Annotated in this window: 11 protein-coding genes and 1 pseudogene; 7 read left to right on the top strand and 5 right to left on the bottom strand. The window is 74.4% G+C overall.

All coding sequences use genetic code 11. The annotated features are described in order from the left end of the window. Window positions 1–33: 33 nt before the first annotated feature. The gene (locus tag ACGFZP_RS16910) at window positions 34–441 is read right to left on the bottom strand and encodes a nuclear transport factor 2 family protein (RefSeq protein ID WP_392933133.1); all 408 of its coding nucleotides are present in this window, start codon (window positions 439–441) and stop codon (window positions 34–36) included. 178 nt (window positions 442–619) lie between these two features. On the opposite strand from ACGFZP_RS16910, the gene ACGFZP_RS16915 reads away from it, so the two are divergent. Further along, window positions 620–2,842 (top strand): FUSC family protein, encoded by a 2,223-nt coding sequence (locus tag ACGFZP_RS16915; RefSeq protein ID WP_392933136.1) that lies wholly within the window; start codon window positions 620–622, stop codon window positions 2,840–2,842. A 213-nt stretch (window positions 2,843–3,055) separates the two neighbouring features. Further along, the gene (locus tag ACGFZP_RS16920) at window positions 3,056–4,645 is read left to right on the top strand and encodes an MFS transporter (protein ID WP_392933138.1); all 1,590 of its coding nucleotides are present in this window, start codon (window positions 3,056–3,058) and stop codon (window positions 4,643–4,645) included. A gap of 51 nt (window positions 4,646–4,696) precedes the next feature. Here the strand turns inward: ACGFZP_RS16920 and cobF are convergent, their stop codons facing one another. Continuing rightward, window positions 4,697–5,455 (bottom strand): precorrin-6A synthase (deacetylating), encoded by a 759-nt coding sequence (cobF, locus tag ACGFZP_RS16925; RefSeq protein ID WP_392933140.1) that lies wholly within the window; start codon window positions 5,453–5,455, stop codon window positions 4,697–4,699. A 57-nt stretch (window positions 5,456–5,512) separates the two neighbouring features. Next, a pseudogene (locus ACGFZP_RS16930) lies at window positions 5,513–5,773 on the bottom strand (3-hydroxyacyl-CoA dehydrogenase family protein); the annotation flags it as partial. Window positions 5,774–6,213: 440 nt separating this feature from the next. Here ACGFZP_RS16930 and ACGFZP_RS16935 point away from each other — a divergent pair. The 3 genes from ACGFZP_RS16935 to ACGFZP_RS16945 all read left to right on the top strand — a co-directional run bounded on the left by ACGFZP_RS16935 (window position 6,214) and on the right by ACGFZP_RS16945 (window position 14,199). Beyond that, the gene (locus tag ACGFZP_RS16935; RefSeq protein ID WP_392933500.1) at window positions 6,214–10,425 is read left to right on the top strand and encodes a molybdopterin-dependent oxidoreductase; all 4,212 of its coding nucleotides are present in this window, start codon (window positions 6,214–6,216) and stop codon (window positions 10,423–10,425) included. Between the two features lie 196 nt (window positions 10,426–10,621). Continuing rightward, window positions 10,622–11,446, top strand: coding sequence for an FAD binding domain-containing protein (locus ACGFZP_RS16940; RefSeq protein WP_392933143.1), 825 nt, complete (start codon window positions 10,622–10,624; stop codon window positions 11,444–11,446). Beyond that, window positions 11,443–14,199, top strand: a complete 2,757-nt coding sequence (locus ACGFZP_RS16945; protein WP_392933145.1) for a molybdopterin-dependent oxidoreductase — start codon at window positions 11,443–11,445, stop codon at window positions 14,197–14,199. Before ACGFZP_RS16940 ends, ACGFZP_RS16945 begins: the two co-directional genes overlap by 4 nt. 145 nt (window positions 14,200–14,344) lie before the next feature. Here the strand turns inward: ACGFZP_RS16945 and galK are convergent, their stop codons facing one another. Together galK and galT are read right to left on the bottom strand one after the other, a co-directional pair. Beyond that, window positions 14,345–15,490: a galactokinase gene (galK, locus tag ACGFZP_RS16950; RefSeq protein ID WP_392933148.1), complete on the bottom strand. Its 1,146-nt coding sequence runs from the start codon at window positions 15,488–15,490 to the stop codon at window positions 14,345–14,347. A 100-nt stretch (window positions 15,491–15,590) separates the two neighbouring features. Beyond that, window positions 15,591–16,715, bottom strand: a complete 1,125-nt coding sequence (gene galT / locus ACGFZP_RS16955) for a galactose-1-phosphate uridylyltransferase (protein WP_392933151.1) — start codon at window positions 16,713–16,715, stop codon at window positions 15,591–15,593. A 335-nt stretch (window positions 16,716–17,050) separates the two neighbouring features. Between galT and ACGFZP_RS16960 the strand changes: the two genes are divergently transcribed. Both ACGFZP_RS16960 and ACGFZP_RS16965 read left to right on the top strand, forming a co-directional pair. Then, on the top strand, window positions 17,051–17,845 hold the full coding sequence (locus ACGFZP_RS16960) for a DeoR/GlpR family DNA-binding transcription regulator (protein ID WP_392933503.1): 795 nt from the start codon (window positions 17,051–17,053) through the stop codon (window positions 17,843–17,845). Between the two features lie 151 nt (window positions 17,846–17,996). After that, complete coding sequence (locus ACGFZP_RS16965; RefSeq protein ID WP_392933154.1) at window positions 17,997–19,403, top strand: serine/threonine-protein kinase; 1,407 nt, start codon at window positions 17,997–17,999, stop codon at window positions 19,401–19,403. The last annotated feature ends 3 nt before the right edge of the window (window positions 19,404–19,406 follow it).

A 19,406-nucleotide genomic window follows, 5' to 3' on the forward strand; every position in this document is an offset into this window, starting at 1 on the left:
GCCCGCCCGGCACGGCACCGCTCCCGGGCTTCCTCAGCTCATCAGGTCGGGCGCGAAGTAGTCGCGCAGCCGGGCGATCCTGCCGTCGCGGACGCGGAAGATCTGCACCAGCGAGACGGTCTCCCCGTCCCCGTCGCCGTCGAAGACCGTGTCGATCTCGGCGATGAACACGTCGGGGTCGGAGGTGGTGTGCAGCACGTATGCGGACTTCTCGGCGTTCGGCGTGCGGCTGCCCTCCGCCTGGCGCTCGTAGTGCGCCGCCATCACCGCACGGATCTCCTCCCGGCCCACCAGCCGCCTGGGGAAGGCGGCGCCGGCGGGCAGGAGCGGCAGCTCGATGACGCCGTCCTCGGTGAAGTTCTCGGCAAGCGCATCGGCGTTCCGGGTGAAGGGACCGGCGTAGACGTAACTCTGGAAGATCTCCTGCGGCGTTCGGGACACGGCGGCCTCCCTTGACTCGGACACGGAAGCCCACACAATCACGGCGAGGCCAACGCGAGGGCGGATTCGGGACAACGACGTCCCCGGCACCCGGCCGTGGCCTCGCGACGGCCGGGGAAGGTGGGCAGGATGGGAGGGACGGGGGCCGCCCGCGGTCGATGCGAGGTGCAGACAGCCGATGCCCGAGCCCGCCCCGCCGCCTGCGCCGCCACCCCGCGGCCCGGTCGAGGCGCTGCGGCTGGCCGCCGGCGGGCTGCGCGGCGGGGCCGGGACGGCGGCCGTCACCGGACGGCGGGCCCTGAGGGTCACGCTGGCCGCGTCCACCGGCTTCCTCGTCTGCCTCTACGGCCTCGACCAGCAGGTCGCCGCGCTCTACGCGCTGTTCTCCTCGGTCGCGATGGCGGCGCTGTCCCGGATCCCCGGTACCGGTCGGCAGCGGGCCGCGGTGCTGGCCCGGGTGCTGCCGGCCGCCTGGCTGCTGGTGGCCGTCGGCACGGCCCTCGCCGTCCGGACGTGGACGGCCGTCGCGGGCATGCTGGTGGTCGGCTTCGTCCTGGCCTTCGCCGCCGTGGCCGGACCGCGCCTCGGTGGCGCCGCGCCCGGTCTGCAGCTGATGTACATCCTCCCGTGCTTCCCCCCGTACGCGCCGGACGACCTGTCGGCCCGGCTGGCCGGGACGGCCGTCGGGTTCGTGCTGCTCATCGCCGCCGAGGCGCTGCTGCTGCCCGACCCGCGGGCCCGGCCGTACCGGCTGCTCACCGCGGACGCCGCCGCCACCGCAGCCCGCACGGCGGCCGAGCTGGCCCGCACCCCGGGGCCGGTGCCCGATGCGCTGGAGGGGGCGGCCGCCGAGGCCGGCGAGTCGCTGCGCGCCCGCAAGGTCCCCGCGGCGGAGCGCCCGGCCGGCCCGGGTCTGCGGGACCGCGCGCAGGCCCACGCCGGCTGGGCGGCTCGGGCCCTGCTGGCGAGGCTGACGGCCGCGCCACGGCGGCCGGCCGGCGACGGACCGGTACCGGTGGCCGAGGCCCGGATGCTGACGGAGATCGGCGACAGCGCCGGGCGGACGGCACATCTGCTGGCCACCGGCGAGGAGCCGGCCCCGCAGCGCCTGGAGGGACTGCTCCGGGAGTTCCGCAGCGCGCCGACCGACCTGGCCGGGCAGGCCGGGGCCGCCGCCGTGACCGCCGAGCTGCGCCGCCGCGCGGCGGTCGCGGAGGCCGGCGAGGCGGCGGTGGTGCTGTCGACGGCGGCCCGCCTCGCCGTGGGGGGCCGGGACGCGGTCAGGGCCGGGTGGGTCCGGGGGACGGCGTTCGACTACGCGGGGCTGAGCAGAAGCCGGCTGTACTGGCGGCGGATCGTCGGCCATGTCAGCCCCCGGTCGGTGTACTTCCAGAACGCGCTGCGGATCAGTCTGGCCCTGGCGGTGGCCCGGGCGGTCGCGGGCGCGGTCTCGCTCCCGCACGGGTTCTGGGCGATGCTGGCCGCGCTCAGCCTGACCCGGACCACGGTCGTGCAGACCGGGCAGACCGTCCGCCGCGCGCTCACCGGGACTCTGGTCGGGGCCTTCGCCGCGGCGGCCCTGCTGGAGGCGGTCGGCCACCACGGCGTGGTGTACGCGGTGCTGCTGCCGCCGCTGATGGCGCTCACCTTCTCCCTCGGGCCGCTGCTCGGGGTCGGCTGGGCGCAGGCGCTGTTCACGGTGGTGGTGGCCACGATCTTCGCCCAGCTCGCCCCGGCCGACTGGCAGCTCGCGGAGATCCGTCTGCTCGACGTCCTCACCGGCAGCCTGATCGGCCTGGCGTGCGGCCTGTTCGCCTGGCCCCACGGCGCGCGGACGGTGTTGCGACGGGACGCGGCGATGCTGCTCGACGCCGTCGCGGGGACGGTGTCGGCCACCACCGAGGCCCTCGCGTGGCCCGCGGCCTCCGGGCCGTACGGCGAACCGCGCCCACCCGGGGCGGCGGCCCCGGCCGCGGCGCTGGTCCGTGCGCTGCCGGTCGTGGAGTCGGCGTACGCGCAGTTCCAGGAGGAGCCGCAACCGGCGACCGACCTGCCCGGGGAGGACTGGCAGGCGGCGCTGATCGCGGGCCACCATGCCAGACGCGGCAGCGCCCGGCTGCTGGACCGGCCGCCGCCCCGGCTGGACCCGGTCGAGCGGGAGTGGCTGCTGCGGTCCGGCGCGCAGCTCGCCGGGGCGTACGCGGCGGTGGCGGCGCAGCTGGCGGATGTCCGCGGGCCACTGCCGGGGGCGGTCGCGCGGTTCGGCCCGCCGGAGCCGCCGCCCGGGCGCCGGCCGGTCCTGTACGACGTGGCGGCCTGGCTCGAAGGCCTGGCCCACGACCTCACGCGGCTGGACCCCGTCCCGGCCCCCGAACCGGGCGGGTCGCCGCCCACGACGTGAGCGTTCGGCCGATCCGCCGGACGGATGACATCCCATCACCGGTTCGCGGCGTTGCGCCGCGCCGTGGCACGGCCCGGGCAGGGTCGACGGGTGGACCGGGGAACCCCCGGCGGGCCCGGTCGGACGACGGGGGCGGCGCGAGCGGACCCGGCCCGGTCACCAGGTGCGAGGCCCCGGGTACCGGGAGGCCCGAAGGACGGAAGGACGGAACGGATGGCAAGCCAGCGGCCCGATCGCACCCCGGAGGGCGCCGAGCCCGTCGCGGCCAGCCAGTCGCTGACCCTGGCGGCCATGCTGTTCGCGGTCTCGATGACCTTCATCGACCAGACGATCGTCTCGATCGCCGCGCCCGACATCATCCGCGAACTGGGCCTGTCGGCCGTCGGCATGCAGTGGGTGGTCAACGCCTACCTGCTGTCGCTCGCCGCGTTCTTCGCCCTCGGCGGGCGGCTGGCCGACGTCCTCGGCCACAAGCGGATGATGCTGATCGGGACGCTCACCTTCGTGATCTCCTCCGCCCTGTGCGGCGCGGTGCCGTCCGGCGGCGTCGCCGAGACCTGGCTGATCTGCTTCCGGGCGGTGCAGGGCCTCGGCGCGGCGCTGATGTTCCCGGCGGCGCTCGCGGTGGTGGTGGAGGTGTTCCCGGTGGAGCGGCGCGGCCGGGCACTGGCGCTGTTCTTCGGGGTGGCCGGCGGCCTGACGGCACTCGGCCCGATCCTCGGCGGCTGGCTGACCACGTGGACCTGGCGGGCGATCTTCTGGGTCAACGTGCCGGTGGCGGTCGTCGCGGTCGTGCTGACCGTGCTGGCCGGCATCCGCAACACCCCGCGCCGTGAGCCGGTCGACTGGACGGGTGCCGTCCTGGTGGCCGTCGGCATGGGGCTGAGCGTGCTCGGCCTCCAGCAGGCGGCGGCCTGGGGCTGGGGCAGCTGGGCGACCTGGCTGTGCATCATCGGCGGGCTGGCGGTCCTCGCGGTGTTCGTCCGGGTGGAGCTGCGCACCGAGCACCCGCTGATCAAGATGCGGGTCTTCGCCGACCGCGCCTTCGCCGTGGACAACGCCGTGCTGTTCTTCGCCATGATCGCCTTCGTCCCGGTGTTCTTCTTCGCCTCCGTCTACGCCCAGGTGGCGTTGGACCAGTCGCCCAACGAGGCGGGCCTCTACCTCCTGGTCTTCTTCGCGGGATTCGCCCCCGGCTCGCAGATCGGCGGACGCATGCTGGACCGCCGCGGCGCCCGGCCGCCGATGGTGCTGGGCACGGCGCTGTCCGCGGTCGGCTTCGCGCTCTGGGCCTCGAAGATCACCGACCTGTCGCTCAACGCCCAGTGGCCGTACATCGTGATGGCGGGCGCGGGGATCGGGCTGCTGCTGACGCCCGCCTCGACGGACGCCGTCAACCGCGCGATCAACGCCTCCTACGGTGAGGTCACCGGGATCACCCAGACCGTGCGCAACTACTCCGCGAGCCTGGGCCTTGCCGTGCTGGGCACCGTGCTGCTGCACAACACCACCAGGAACGTGCAGAACACCCTGATCGCCAACGGCGTCCCCGAGGACGCCGCGCCCGGCGTCGCCGACACCGTCACCCGGAGCATCACCGGCCACGGCTCGGGCGGGCAGGCCCCCACCGGCATCGGATCCGCCCTGGTGGACGCGATCCGGCAGGACTTCGCGGAGGCGAACGGGCCCGTGCTGTACGGGATGGCGGCGGCCCTCGCGGTCGCCTTCCTGTGCGCGCTGCGGCACCCCGGGACGCGGGTCACCGCGGAGGCCGCCCCGGCCGCGGACACCGCCACCCGCTGATCCCGCCCGGTGCGCCGCCCCCCCCGCCGGGGGACGGCGCACCGAACGGGATCAGGAGGTGGAGCGGCGGAGCAGGTAGGTGTCCATGATCCAGCCCTTGCGGTCGCGGGCCCGGTCGCGGAGCTCGCGGATCCGGGGGGCGGTCTCGGCGAGCGGCCCGGCGACGAGGATCTCGTCGGGGGTGCCGAGGTAGGCGCCGTAGAGGATCTCCACGCCGTCGGGGTCGATCCCGGCGAATGCGGCCTGGCCGTCGAGCATCACCACCACGTCGTCGACCCCCTCGGGGAGGCCTTCGGCGAGCCGGCGGCCGGTGGTGATCTGCAGCGGGCGGCCGACCCGGGTCAGGGTGGTGCGGTGACGGGCGGCGAGTGCGGAGACGCTGCTGATCCCGGGGACGACCTCGTACCCGAAGGTCGTGTCGCCGCGAGCCAGCACCTCGTCCACCACGGCGATCACGCTGTCGTAGAGGCTCGGGTCGCCCCAGACCAGGAAGGCGCCGGTCTCGTCCGGGCCGAGGTGCTCGGCGATCAGCTGCTCGACCAGGTCGGCCCGGCGGTGGCGCCAGTCGTCCACGGCCGCCGTGTACGCGGGGGTGGTGCGGTCCCGCTCGGCGTCCGGGACGCCGACCACACGGTGGCCGGGGCGGCCGTGCTCGGTCAGGATCCGTCGGCGGAGCCGGATCATGTCCTGGCGCTCCTCGTTCTTGTCGAGGATGAAGAAGACGTCGGTGCGGGCGAGCGCCTTGGCCGCCTGCAGGGTCAGGTGGTCGGGATCGCCGGCCCCGATGCCGATGACGAGGATGTGCTGCATGGCAGTGATTGTGCCGTCTGTCCGGATCCCGTGTCGCAGCGCCCCGCAGCCGGGCCGTCAGCCGGGCCGCCCGGCCCGGTACGGGTGGAAGCCGCGCCCGGTCTTGCGGCCGAGCAGCCCGGCCTCGACCATCCGGGACAGCAGCGGCGGCGGTGCGTAGAGCGGCTCCCGGTACTCCCCGTAGAGGGACTGCGCGATCGCCAGCACGGTGTCCAGGCCGACCAGGTCGGCGAGTTGCAGCGGTCCCATCGGGTGGGCGCAGCCGTGGACCATGCCGGCGTCGATGTCGGCGGCCGTCGCGTGGCCGGCCTCGGCGATGCCGGGGCCCATCTGCCCGGCGCCGACCACGGCCACCCGACGGATCGCGCTCATGCCACTGTTCTCCTTGCTCTGGGGTACCGGCTCGGGCTCGGGCTCGGCTCGGGCGGGTTCAGGCCGCGGTGCGGACGCGGACCAGGTGGCGGGGCCGGGTACGGGCGGGCGTGGAGCGGCGGTGAACGGCCCGGATGCTCACAGTCGACGGCGGGCGGCGTGCGGCAGTGTTAACCACTGATGATCGGCCCGCGTGACGCGGCGGTAACCCGGGCTTCCTAGGCTTCCGAAGGTGGGGTCCCCCCCACGGCCACCCCGGTAACCCTGCAGGGCCCGCGGGCGGCGACGAGGACTTCTACCGAGCGGGAGCCCCTGTGACGGCGTCGGGCCCGAAAGCCACCAGTACCGTGAAGACGGTCTGCTCGTACTGCGGTGTCGGCTGCGGGATGCTCCTCGACGTCACGACGGACGGTGCCACCGGGCGGCGCGCCGTGGCCAAGTCGTCCGGGGACCGGACGCACCCGGCCAACCAGGGCCGGCTCTGCACCAAGGGCGCCACCACCGCCGACATGCTCGCCGCCGCCGGCCGGCTGGACACCGCCCTGGTCCGGGCGGAGCGCGGCGCGGAGCCGGTCGCGACGGACGTGGACGAGGCCATCGCCTCGACCGCGCGGCGGCTGCGGGGCATCCTGGACGAGCACGGCCCGGACGCACTGGCCTTCTACGTCTCGGGCCAGCTGAGCCTGGAGGCGCAGTACCTGGTCAACAAGCTCGCCAAGGGCTACGTCGGCACCGCCTGGATCGAGTCCAACTCCCGGCTGTGCATGGCCGGCGCCGGGACGGGCTACAAGCTCTCGCTGGGCGCCGACGGCCCGCCCGGCTCGTACCAGGACTTCGAGCACGCGGACGTCTTCCTGGTCATCGGCGCCAACATGGCGGACTGTCACCCGATCCTCTTCCTGCGCCTGATGGACCGGGTCAAGGCCGGCGCCAAGCTCATCGTCGTCGACCCGCGCCGCACCGCGACCGCCGACAAGGCCGACCTCTTCCTCCAGGTCAGACCGGGAACGGACCTGGCCCTGCTGAACGGCCTGCTGCACCTGCTGGTGGAGAACGGGCACACCGACCCGGACTTCATCCGCGAGTTCACCGAGGGCTGGGAGGCGATGCCCGACCTGCTCGCCGACTACCCGCCCGCGCGGGTCGCCGAGATCACCGGCATCCCGGAGGCCGACCTCCGGCAGGCGGCCCGGCTCATCGGGGAGGCCGGGGAGTGGATGAGCTGCTGGACCATGGGCCTCAACCAGTCCGTCCACGGCACCTGGAACACCAACGCGCTGGTCAACCTGCACCTGGCGACGGGCGCCATCTGCCGCCCCGGCAGCGGCCCGCTCTCCCTCACCGGCCAGCCGAACGCCATGGGCGGGCGCGAGATGGGGTACATGGGACCGGGTCTGCCCGGCCAGCGCTCGGCGCTCGATCCGGCCGACCGGGCGTTCACCGAGGAGCTGTGGGGCCTCGCCCCGGGCACGCTGCGCCCGGAGGGCGGCACGGGCACCATCGACATGTTCGCGCGGATGGCGGAGGGCGCGATCAAGGCCTGCTGGGTCATCTGCACCAACCCGGTCGCGACGGTCGCCAACCGCAAGACCGTCATCGCCGGCCTGGAGGCCGCCGAACTGGTCATCACCCAGGACGTCTTCGCCGCCACCGAGACCAACGCGTACGCCGACGTGGTGCTGCCCGCCGCGATGTGGGCCGAGGCCGAGGGCGTGATGATCAACTCCGAGCGCAACCTCACCCTCGCCCAACCGGCCGCGGACCCGGCCGGCCAGGCCCTTCCGGACTGGCAGATCATCGCGCGGGTCGCCCGCGCGATGGGCTTCACCGAGGGCTTCGACCACCGCGACGCCGAGGAGGTGTTCGAGGAGATCAAGCGGGCGTGGAACCCGAGGACCGGCTACGACCTGCGGGGCGTGACCTACGAGCGGCTGCGGCAGACCCCGGTGCAGTGGCCCAGCGCCTCCGCGGACGGGCCCGACCGCAACCCGATCCGCTACCTCAACGACGGCGTCAGCCAGACCCTGCTGGAGCGGCCCGACGGCACCCGCCCCCGGCTGGCCTTCCCCACCGCGAGCGGCCGCGCCTCGTTCTTCCCCCGCCCGCACCTGCCCGCCGCCGAACTGCCCGACGACGAGTTCCCGTTCGTGCTCAACACCGGCCGCCTGCAGCACCAGTGGCACACCCTCACCAAGACCGGGAAGGTCGCCAAGCTCACCAGGCTCAACCCCGGGCCCTTCGTCGAGATCCACCCGCAGGACGCCGAGGCGCAGGGCATCAGCGCGGGGGACCACCTGGAGATCGCCTCCCGGCGGGGCCGGGCGGTGCTCCCGGCGGTCGTCACCGACCGGGTGCGGCCGGGGAACTGCTTCGCGCCGTTCCACTGGAACGACCTCTTCGGCGAGTACCTCAGCATCAACGCCGTCACCAACGACGCCGTGGACCCGATCTCCCTCCAGCCGGGGTTCAAGGTCTGCGCGGTCTCGCTGCGCGCGGTGCCGGCTCCGGAGCGCGCGGAGGGCGTCGCCGCGCCCGGGGCGGCCACGGCCGGGTCCGCTGCGCCCGGGTCCGCTGTGCCCGGGGCCGCTGCGCCCGCCGGGTCGGCGCAGCTGTCGCAGCTGGCGGCCATCCCGCGGCAGGGCGCGGAACTCGTCGCCCTGGGCGGCCTGTTCGGTCTCGGAGACATCGCCCCGCCTGCCTTCGCCACCGGGGAGCGGCAGTTCCTGGCCGGGTTCCTGGCCGGGCTGGACGCCTCCCCGCCGCAGCCGGCCACCGTGCCGGTGCTGCCGGCCCACGCGCCCATCGACCCGGACCGGGCCCGGTGGGTCAACGGGGTGCTGGCCGGCCGGTACTCCCGCATCGGCTCCGAGGCCGCGGAGCGCCGCCGTGCCGAGCAGCCCTCGCCGGGCACGGCGGAGGGGCCGGGCCGGGAGGTGCTCGTCCTGTGGGCCTCGCAGACCGGCACCGCGGAGGAGGCCGCCACCGCCGCCGTCGGCCGGCTGACCGAGGCCGGCTGGCAGCCGAGGCTCCTGGGCATGGACGAGGCCGGCCCGGCCGCCCTGGCCGCGGGCGTCCCGGTGCTGTTCGTCACCAGCACCTTCGGCGACGGCGAGGCGCCGGACAACGGCGCCGCCTTCTGGGCGGCCCTGTGCGCCGAGGGGCACGCCCCGGCCGGCGGCCTGCGCTACTCCGTGCTGGCCCTCGGCGACTCCGGCTTCGACGACTTCTGCGGCCACGGCCGCCGCCTGGACCAGCGCCTCGGCGAGCTGGGCGGCACCCGGCTCGCCCCCCGCACCGACTGCGAACCGGACTTCGCCGAGGCCGCCGGGAGGTGGCTCGACGAGGTCCTCAAGGGCCTGGCCGGGCAGCCGCAGCCCAAGCCGCAGCAGCCCGAGCACGCGGAGCGCAGGACGGCGCCCGCACCGCGAGGATCCGCCGGCACCCGGACGGCCCCGGCGGACGGCTCCACCTACTCGAGGACCTCCCCGTTCGCCACGCTGCTGGTCGGCAACCGGCTGCTCAGCCTGCCGGGCTCCGCCAAGGAAGTCCGGCAGTACGCCTTCGACACCCGCGGCGGCGACCACGGCGACCTCGGCTACGAGGCCGGTGACGCGCTCGGCGTCTGGCCCGCCAACGACGCGGAGCTCGTCGCGGAGTGGCTCGCCGTCACCGGCCTCGACCCCCGGGAGCCCGTGCAGCTGGCCGACGCGGCGGACATCCCGCTGGGCGAGGCGCTGCGGACCAGACTGGAGATCGCCCGGATCACCCCCGACCTGCTGCGCTTCGTGGCCGAGCGCACCGGGGACGGCGGCCTCAGACGGCTGCTCCGGGCGGACAACAAGGGCGAGCTGGCGAAGTGGAGTTGGGGCCGCCAGGCGGTCGACATCGTCGGCGGGCACCCCGTGCGGGCGACCGCCCAGGAGTGGACCGGCGTCCTGAAGCGCCTGCAGCCCCGGCTGTACTCGATATCGTCCAGCCCGCTGGTCCACCCCGACGAGGTGCGCCTGACGGTGTCCGTCGTCCGCTACAGCAACGACCTGGGCAGGAGCCGCAAGGGCGTGTGCTCCAGCTACCTCGCCGACGCCGCCGACGACGGCCCCGTCCCGGTGTTCGTCCAGCGCTCGGCGCACTTCCGCCCGCCCACCGACCCCGCCGCACCGATGATCATGGTGGGCCCGGGTACCGGGGTGGCGCCGTTCATCGGCTTCCTGGAGGAGCGGCAGGCCCGCGGCCACCGGGGCCCGAACTGGCTGTTCTTCGGCGAGCAGCGCGAGGCGACCGACTTCTACTACCGCGAGGAGCTCGCGGCGTTCCAGGCCGCGGGCCACCTGGACCGGCTCGACCTCGCCTTCTCGCGCGACCAGCGGGCCAAGGTCTACGTGCAGGACCGGATGCGCGAACACGGCCCCCGGCTGTGGGACTGGCTGCAGAACGGCGCCCACGTGTACGTCTGCGGGGACGCGGGCCGGATGGCCAAGGACGTCGACCGGGCGCTGCGCGACATCGTCTGCGCGCACGGTGGTCTGGACGAGGACGAGGCCGCCGCCTACGTCGGGCGGCTCGCGACGGACAAGCGCTACGTCCGCGACGTCTACTGAGCCGCAACCTCTCGACACCCCGCATATGCGAGGCTACTAAGGGTTATCTCCTGGCAGATGCGAGCTCACTCGCCCGATCGCCCGTTGGTTGATCATCCAGTGAGCAGCCGGGCCGCTGGTGTGCGGAACCACTCGTTTCGGCTGCCGGGCGTTGCTTCAATCGCCGTAGTCGAACGGTCGGGGACGGTGGAGCGGCGTGGATCTGAACACGGTGGCGGAGATGTGCGACGCACGCCGTCGCGACACCTGGCGGCCCGGTGACGCCTGGCTGGGCGGCGGCACCTACCTGTTCTCCGAGCCCCAGCCGCACATCCGGCGGCTGGTCGACCTCGGCCGGATGGGCTGGGAGCCGCTGACGGTGACCCCGGACGGCGGCCTGGAGATCGCCGCGACCTGCACGATCGCCGAGCTGTCCCGCTTCCCCCGGCCGGCCGGGTGGACGGCGGCGCCGCTGTTCGAGCAGTGCTGCCGGGCGTTCCTCGCCTCCTGGAAGATCTGGAACATGGCCACCGTCGGCGGCAACCTCTGCAACGGGCTGCCCGCCGGGCCGATGATCTCACTCACCGCGGCCCTCGACGGTGTCTGCCGCCTGCTGTCCCAGAGCGGCGCCGCCCGCGAGGTCCCGGTCGCGGACTTCGTCGTCGGCGCCGGCGTCAAGGTGCTCGAACCCGGCGAACTGCTCCGCTCGATCACCCTGCCCGCCCGCGCGCTCGCCACCCGCACGGCCTTCCGACAGGCCTCGCTCTACGGCCTGGGCCGCTCCGGCGCCCTGCTGATCGGGACGCTCGACCCGGTCGACGGGATGCTCACCATCACCGTCACGGCCTCCACCGTGCGGCCGATCCGGCTGCGGTTCGCGCTGCCGCCCAACGCGGAGGCCCTGCGCGAGGCGATCGAGTACGCGATCGACCCGGCGGAGTACTACGACGACATCCACGGACTCCCGGCCTGGCGGAGGCACATGACCTTCCGCTTCGCCGAGGAGATCCGCCGCGAACTGACCGAGGAGGGCGGACGATGAGCTTCGAGATCCGCGTCAACAACCAGGACTTCGACGCCGAACCCCGCCCGGGCCAGTGCCTGCGCACCTATCTGCGCGACCGCGGCTGGTTCGGCGTCAAGAAGGGCTGCGACGCCGGCGACTGCGGCGCCTGCACCGTCCAGGTCGACGGCCGACCCGTGCACAGCTGCATCTACCCCGCGCGGCGCGCCGAGGGCCGCTCGGTGACCACCGTCGAGGGCCTGGCCAAGGACGGCGAACTGCACCCGATGCAGCAGCGGTTCCTGGACGCCCAGGGCTTCCAGTGCGGGTTCTGCACGGCGGGGTTCCTGATGACCACCTCGGCCCTCGACCAGGAGCAGCTCACCGACCTGCCCCGGGCCCTGAAGGGCAACCTGTGCCGCTGCACCGGCTACCGGGCGATCGAGGACGCAGTCCGCGGCGTCAAGCACACCGAACGGCCGTGCGCCGGGCAGGCCGTCGGCCGCAGCCTCGGCGCGCCGGCCGGACCGCAGGTGGTCACCGGCACCGCCCGCTACACCTTCGACGTCGAGGTCGAGGGGCTGCTGCACATGAAACTGCTGCGCTCCCCGCACCCGCACGCCCGGATCCGCTCCATCGACACCTCGCGCGCCGCCCGGGTACCCGGCGTGCACCTCGTACTGACCCACCACGACGCGCCGGACCGGCTGTACTCCTCCGCCCGGCACGAGCACCCCACCGAGGACCCGGACGACACCCGGGTGCTGGACGACGTGGTCCGGTTCGCCGGGCAGCGGGTGGCCGCCGTGGTCGCCGACAGCGAGGGCGCGGCCGAGGAGGCCTGCCGGCAGATCGACGTGGAGTACGAGGTGCTGCCCTTCGTCCTCGACCCCGAGGCGGCGATGGCCCCGGGCGCGCCGGTGCTCCACCCCAAGGGCCCGGAGTCGCGGATCGCCCGGCCGGAGAACAACGTCTGCGGCGAGGTGCACGGCGAGCTCGGCAGCGTCGAGCAGGGCTTCGCCGAGGCCGACCTGGTGTACGAGGAGACCTTCCGGACCCAGCGGGTGCAGCACGCCAGCCTGGAGACGCACGGCTGCGTCGCCTGGTTCGAGGAGAACGAGGAGACCGGCGAGGAGCGGATCGCGGTCCGCTCGTCCACCCAGGTGCCCTTCCTCACCCGGCGGGCGCTGTGCGCGCTGTACGACCTGCCGCCGGAGAAGGTCCGGGTGGTGGCCGGCCGGGTCGGCGGCGGGTTCGGCGGCAAGCAGGAGATGCTCACCGAGGACATCGTGGTGCTGGCCGCGCTGCGCCTGCACCGCCCGGTGAAGCTGGAGTTCACCAGGGCCGAGCAGTTCTACGGTGCCACCACCCGGCACCCGTTCACGATCACCGTGAAGGTCGGCGCCCGGCGGGACGGCGTCCTGACCGCCCTCCGGTTCCGGGTGGTCTCCAACACCGGCGCGTACGGCAACCACGGCCCGGCGGTGATGTTCCACAGCGTCGGCGAGTCGATGGGCGTCTACCGGGTGCCGAACAAGAAGGTCGACGCGTACTCCGTCTACACCAACTGCGTGCCGGCCGGGGCGTTCCGCGGCTACGGGCTGGGGCAGGTGACCTTCGCGGTGGAGTCCGCGATGGACGAGCTGGCCCGGCGGCTGGGCGTCGATCCGCTGGTGTTCCGGGAGCGGAACACCATCGGCCCCGGCGAGCACATGCTGAGCCCCGGCGGCGAGGAGGAGGACCTGCACATCGCCAGCTACGGCCTCGACCAGTGCCTCCAGGTGGTCCGCCGGGCCCTCGCCGAGGACCGCAGCGCCGAACTCGCACCCGAGGGCTGGCTGGTCGGCCAGGGCTTCGCCATGTCGATGATCGCCACCGGCCCGCCCGGCGGCCACTTCGCCGACGCCACCGTGAAGCTGCTGGAGGACGGCGGCTACGACATCGCGGTCGGCACGGCCGAGTTCGGCAACGGCACCACCACCGTGCACAAGCAGATCACCGCGGGGGCGCTCGGTACCACGGTCGACCGGATCGCCATCCGGCAGTCCGACACCGACGTGGTCGGGCACGACACCGGCGCCTTCGGCTCCGCGGGCACGGTGGTGGCCGGCAAGGCCGTCATGAAGGCGGCCAACGCCCTGGCCGAGCAGCTGCTCACGTTCGCCGCCGAGTACACCAGGACGCCGCGCAGCCTGCTGCGGCTGACCGCGGACGCGGTGGACTGCGACGGCCGGACGGTGGCGCTCAAGGAGCTCTTCGAGGCCGCGCAGAGCCGCGGCGTCGAGCTGGCGGGCATCGGCCACTGGGGCGGCTCGCCGCGCTCGGTGGCCTTCAACTCGCAGTGGTTCCGGCTGGCCGTCGACCCGGGCACCGGCGAGATCCGGATCCTGCGCAGCGTCCACGGCGCCGACGCGGGCAAGGTGATGAACCCCCTGCAGTGCCGCGGGCAGGTCGAGGGCGGCGTCGCCCAGGCCCTCGGGGCGACCCTCTTCGAACAGGTCCTGGTGGACGAGGCGGGCCAGGTCACCACCGCCGCGTTCCGCCGCTACCGGCTGCCGGCCTTCGCCGACGTGCCGCGCACCGAGGTCCACTTCATGGAGACCTCCGACGCCATCGGCCCGCTGGGCGCGAAGTCGATGAGCGAGAGCCCGTTCAACCCGGTGGCCCCGGCCTTCGCCAACGCGCTGCGCGACGCCACCGGCATCCGTTTCACCGAGGCGCCGTTCCTGCGCGACAAGGTCTGGCAGGCCATCGCCGAGCACCGCGCCGGCGTGCGGGCGGAGCGCGGATAGCAGCGCCGTGGCCCTGGTGTACCCGTCGGCGGGTCGGATCCGGGTGTCGTACCCGACCCGCCGACGTGCCGCGCGGCGGCTGCTCGGCGACCACCCGGTGCCCGTCCGGCCGGTCGCCGGCGGGTGCCCGGTGGCTGCCGGGCGGCTACCCGGCGGTCGTGGCGGCGCGGTGGGCGCCGGGGGAGGGGAGCGCGGTGAAGGTGCGCGGGAGCGGGTGGCCGGCCCCGGCGAAGGCCCGGTCGACGGCGGCGGCGACGGTCTCGGCGGCCTCGGTGCGGACCAGGGCGATGACGGAGCCGCCGAAGCCTCCGCCGGTCATCCGGGCGCCGAGCGCGCCGGCGGCGACGGCGGCCTCGACGGCGAGGTCCGTCTCGGGGCAGGAGGTACCGAAGTCGTCGCGCAGCGAGGCGTGGCCGGCGGTGAGGATCGGCCCGAGCCCGTCCAGGTCGCCGGCCTCCAGGAGGGCCACGGCCTGTTCGACCCGGGTCTGCTCGGTGACCACGTGCCGCACCAGGGGGCGCAGCCGGGCCGGCAGCCGGTCGAGGGCGGCGGGCATCCGGGCCGGGGAGAGCTCGCGCAGGGCCGGCAGGCCGAGCGAGCGGGCGGCCTCCTCGCAGCCGGCGCGCAGCCGGGCGTAGGCGCCGTCGGCGAGGTCGTGCTTGACCCGGGTGTCGGCGACCAGCAGGCTCAGGCCGGCGCGTCCGAGGTCGAGCGGGACCTGGCGCATGGTCAGGTCCCGGCTGTCGAGCAGGAGGGCGTGGCCCTCGCGACAGCACATCGAGGCCATCTGGTCCATGATCCCGCAGGGCACGCCGACGAACCGGTTCTCGGCGGCCTGGGCGGTCAGGGCGAGTTCGGCGGGGGTGAGCCCGAGGCCGTAGAGGTCGTTGTAGGCGGCCGCGACGGCGCACTCCAGGGCGGCGGAGGAGGAGAGCCCGGCGCCGGTGGGGACGGTGCTGTCGATGTGGAGGTCGGCGCCCGCGACGGCGTGGCCGGCCTCGCGCAGCGCCCAGACCACGGCGGCCGGGTAGCCGGCCCAGCCCTTGACGGAGCCGGGGGTGAGCCCGCGCAGGTCCAGGACGACCGGCCGCTCGTCGCCGCCCTGGGTGCTGTACAGGCGCAGGACCTGGTCGTCGCGGCGGCGGGCCTGGACCCGGGTGGTGTGCGGAAGGGCGATGGGCAGCACGAAGCCGTCGTTGTAGTCGGTGTGCTCCCCGATCAGGTTGACCCGGCCGGGGGCCGCCCACGTCCCGTCGGGGGAGGAGTCGTAGAGGGTGTGGAAGCTGGTCATCCGTGATTCTCCAGGGTGAACGTGAACGTCCGGGCGTGCGGGGCGGGGCGGTCGGCGGCCGGGCTGCTGGTGGCCGGGCTCTCGGTGGCCGGGCGGCCGCTCATGAGGCGACCTCGCGCAGCCGTTCGGCGGCGGCCTCGGGCGACACGTCGTTGATGAAGGCGTCCATGCCGGACTCCACCCCCGCCAGGTACTTGAGCTTGTCGGCGGTGCGGCGGATGGTGAACAGCTCCAGGTGCAGGGCCAGTTCGCCGCCGCCGGTGCGGGGGGCCTGGTGCCAGGCGGAGATGTAGGGGGTGCGGGCGGGTGCGGCGCCGGCCGCCGGGCCGGCGAAGAGCCGGTCGAAGCGGCGCAGCAGCTCCAGGTAGAGCGCGGGGAACTCGGCCCGCTCGGCCCCGGTGAGGCGGGTGAGGTCCGCCACCCGGCGGTTCGGGTAGAGGTGCACCTCGTAGGGCCAGCGGGCGGCGAAGGGGACGAACGCCGTCCAGTGCCCGCCGGCCAGCACGATCCGCTGTCCGTCGGCCTGTTCGGCGGCGAGCAGGTCCTCGAAGAGGTTGCGGCCGGTGGCGGCGCGGTGCCGGTCGGCCTGGTCGGTCATCCGGGCGGTGCGCGGGGTGGCGAACGGGAACGCGTAGATCTGGCCGTGCGGGTGGGCGAGGGTGACGCCGATCTCCGCGCCGCGGTTCTCGAAGCAGTAGACCTGTTCCACGCCGGGCAGGGCGGACAGGTGGGCGGTGCGGTCGGTCCAGGCGTCCAGGACGAGGCGGGCGCGGTCCTCGTCCAGGTCGGCGAAGGAGGCGTCGTGGTCGGAGGTGAAGCAGACCACCTCGCAGCGGCCGGTGCCGGGCAGCCGCCCGCGCAGGGCGTCCACGGCGGCGTCGTCGCCGGGGTCCGCGTCGGGGTTCGTGTCGGGCGGGGTCATCGCGAGGGAGGGGAAGCGGTTCTCGAAGACCGCCACCTGGTAGTCCTCGTCCGGGATCTCGCTGAGCCGCCCGTCGCGCGAGGGGCAGAGCGGGCACTCGTCGGCCGGCGGGTGGTACGTCCGGGCCTGGCGGTGCGCGGCGATGGTCACCCAGGCACCGGTGGCCGGATCGCGGCGCACCTGCGACAGGTTGACGGGCGGTTCCAGCGGACGCCGGTCGCTGGAGCCGCGGCCCCGGCAGACGTCGGCGTCGAAGTAGATGAGCTCCCGCCCGTCGGCGAGCTTGCTGGTCGTCCTGATCACGGCTTCCTCTCGGTGGAGGCCCGGTCGGCGAAGCCGCACTCGATCGACGACCTCCAGAGGCAACATAATCAAACATAAAAACCCACAAGGCAACAACGAGAGTGGGGGGATCGGTGAAATATCGGTGCTCGGGTACTAATGTCCGCTATCTCCCCCGCCGAACGGCGCGGGGGCCGACTCGTCGCTCGACCCCGCGCCCGGCTGCGCTACGTTGGGCCGGTGAGGTGCGGGGGAACAGCGGCCGTCCTCCGGAACGAACCGCATGAGCGGCAGGTATCGCAGGAGCGGTACGAACAGAACGATCGGGAGCGAGGAGCGTCGTGGCGGATCAGGGGATGCTGGCCCAGCAGCGCCGGGCGCTGATTCTTGAGCAGGTGCGCCGGGACGGCGCGGTGCGGGTCACCGAACTGGTCGAGCTCTTCGGCGTGTCGGACATGACGATCCGTCGGGACCTCGACTCGCTGGCCCGCGGCGGCGGCGTCGAGAAGGTCCACGGCGGCGCCGTGGCCGTCGGCGTGGCCACCGCCGACGAGCCCGGCTTCGAGGCCAAGTCCACCCGGGAGTCGGCCGCGAAGGCCGCGGTCGCGGACGCCGCCGCGGCACTGGTCGAACCCGGCAGCGTGGTGGCGGTCTCCGCCGGGACGACGGCGTTCGCGGTCGCCTCCCGGCTGCTGGCCGTCCCCCAGCTGACCGTGGTCACCAACTCGCTGCCGGTCGCCGAGCTGCTGCGGGCCGCGGCCCGCGAGCTCGGCGAGGCGGCGCCGACCCTGCTGCTCACCGGCGGCAGCCCGACCCGGTCCGCGGCACTGGTCGGGCCGCTGGCCGACCAGGCGATCCGCACCCTGCACGTGGACCTGCTGATCCTCGGCGCGCACGGCGTGTCCGAGCACGCCGGTCTGACCACCCCCAACCTCGGCGAGGCCGAGACCAACCGCGCCCTGGTGGCCGGCGCCCGGCGGGTCGTCGTGGTCGCGGACCACACCAAGTGGGGCGTGGTCGCGCTCAGCAGCTTCGCCCGGCTCGCCGACGTGGACTGCCTCGTCACCGACGACGGCCTGCCCGCCCAGGCGCGGACCGTGCTCGCCGAAGCGGTCGGCGAACTGGTGGTGGCGCCCCTCCCCGGCGGCTGACCGGCCCTCCTCGGGGCCCGCCGGCGGGGGAGTGTGCCGGGCCGTCCGCCCGGTGCGCACGCGGGTGTGTGCCGATCCGGGCCCGCGGGTGTGCGCTGATTCACGCCAACCGACCTTCCCATCAACCACACAGACGCTAGGGTGACAGGCCGTGACAGCAACCAACGGGGACCTGATCGGAGCCCGGTACCGGCTCCTTGAGCTGATCGGTCAGGGCGGCATGGGCCGCGTGTGGCGGGGCCGGGACGAGACGCTCGGGCGGGACGTCGCGGTCAAGGAGGTGCTGCTGCCCTTCGGCGTCACCGAGGAGCAGCGCAACGAGCTCGTCCAGCGGGTGCTGCGCGAGGCCCGCGCCGCCGCACGGCTCAACCACCCGGGGATCATCACCGTCCACGACGTGGTCGAGCACGAGGGCGCGCCGCTCATCGTCATGGAGTACGTGGTCGGCACCTCCCTCGCCGCCGAGATCGCCCGGGACGGCGCACTGCCGGTGCGCCGGGTGGCCGAGATCGGCGTGGCGATGCTGAAGGCCCTGCAGCGGGCCCACGCGTCCGGCATCGTCCACCGCGACCTCAAGCCGGACAACGTCCTGCTGATGGACGATCGGGTGATCATCACCGACTTCGGTATCGCGCACATGACCGATGCGACCACGGCGCTCACCCGTACCGGCGCGGTCATCGGCACCCCGGCGTACATGGCCCCCGAGCAGTTGGAGGGACGGCCGCCGGCCGCCGCCAACGACCTGTGGTCGCTCGGGGCGACGCTCTACTCCGCGGTCGAGGGCGAAGCGCCCTTCAGTGCGACGACGTTCAGTGCCCTGTGCATCGCGGTGGTGACCCAGGCACCGCGCACCCCGCTGCGGGCGGGCGCCCTGATACCGGTGCTGGCCGCGCTGCTGACCAAGGACCCGGCCCAGCGCGCCACGGCGGAGCAGGCGCTGGCGGCCCTGGAGCAGCTGCTGCACACGGGCGAGGCGGCTGCGCTGCCCACCCCCACCGAGGTCTCCCGGCCCGCCCCGCCGGCGGCGCCCGCCGCCGGCTACCAGGCCTACCCGTCCTACCCGGCGACCGCACCCGTCCAGGCCCCGGCCCCCGCCGCCTGGCCCCCGGCGCCCGCGCTCACCGCGGTGCCCGCCGCCGAGCCCGTCTCGGCCGCGGGCACCGCGGTACTGGCCGTCATGGTGCGCTTCATCGGCTGCATGGCGGCGATCTGGATCACCGGCACGACCCTGCCGTGGAACTACTGGGCCCACATCAGCGACGACTTCCTCCCGACCGCGATCGGGATCACGGCCGTCCTCGCCCTCCTGAACGCCATCCCCCGGCCCGGCTGGCACCCGGCCGTGGCCTGGGCGGCCGTCGTCGGTTTCGACTTCCTGCTCTACCTCGCCACCAAGCAGGTGCTGTTCGAGACGATGGGGTTCCGGGACATCGGCTTCGGCGAGGCACCGGGACAGATCGCCGTCAACATGCTGATCCTGGGCACCGTCGCCTGGCTGCTGTGGTGGCTCGTCCCCGGCAGCCGCCCCGCGCCCCGACCGGCCGCCCGGCGCTGACCC

Origin of the sequence: Kitasatospora sp. NPDC048239 (assembly GCF_043202015.1) — a bacterium.
In the GTDB taxonomy this organism is placed as follows: domain Bacteria; phylum Actinomycetota; class Actinomycetes; order Streptomycetales; family Streptomycetaceae; genus Kitasatospora.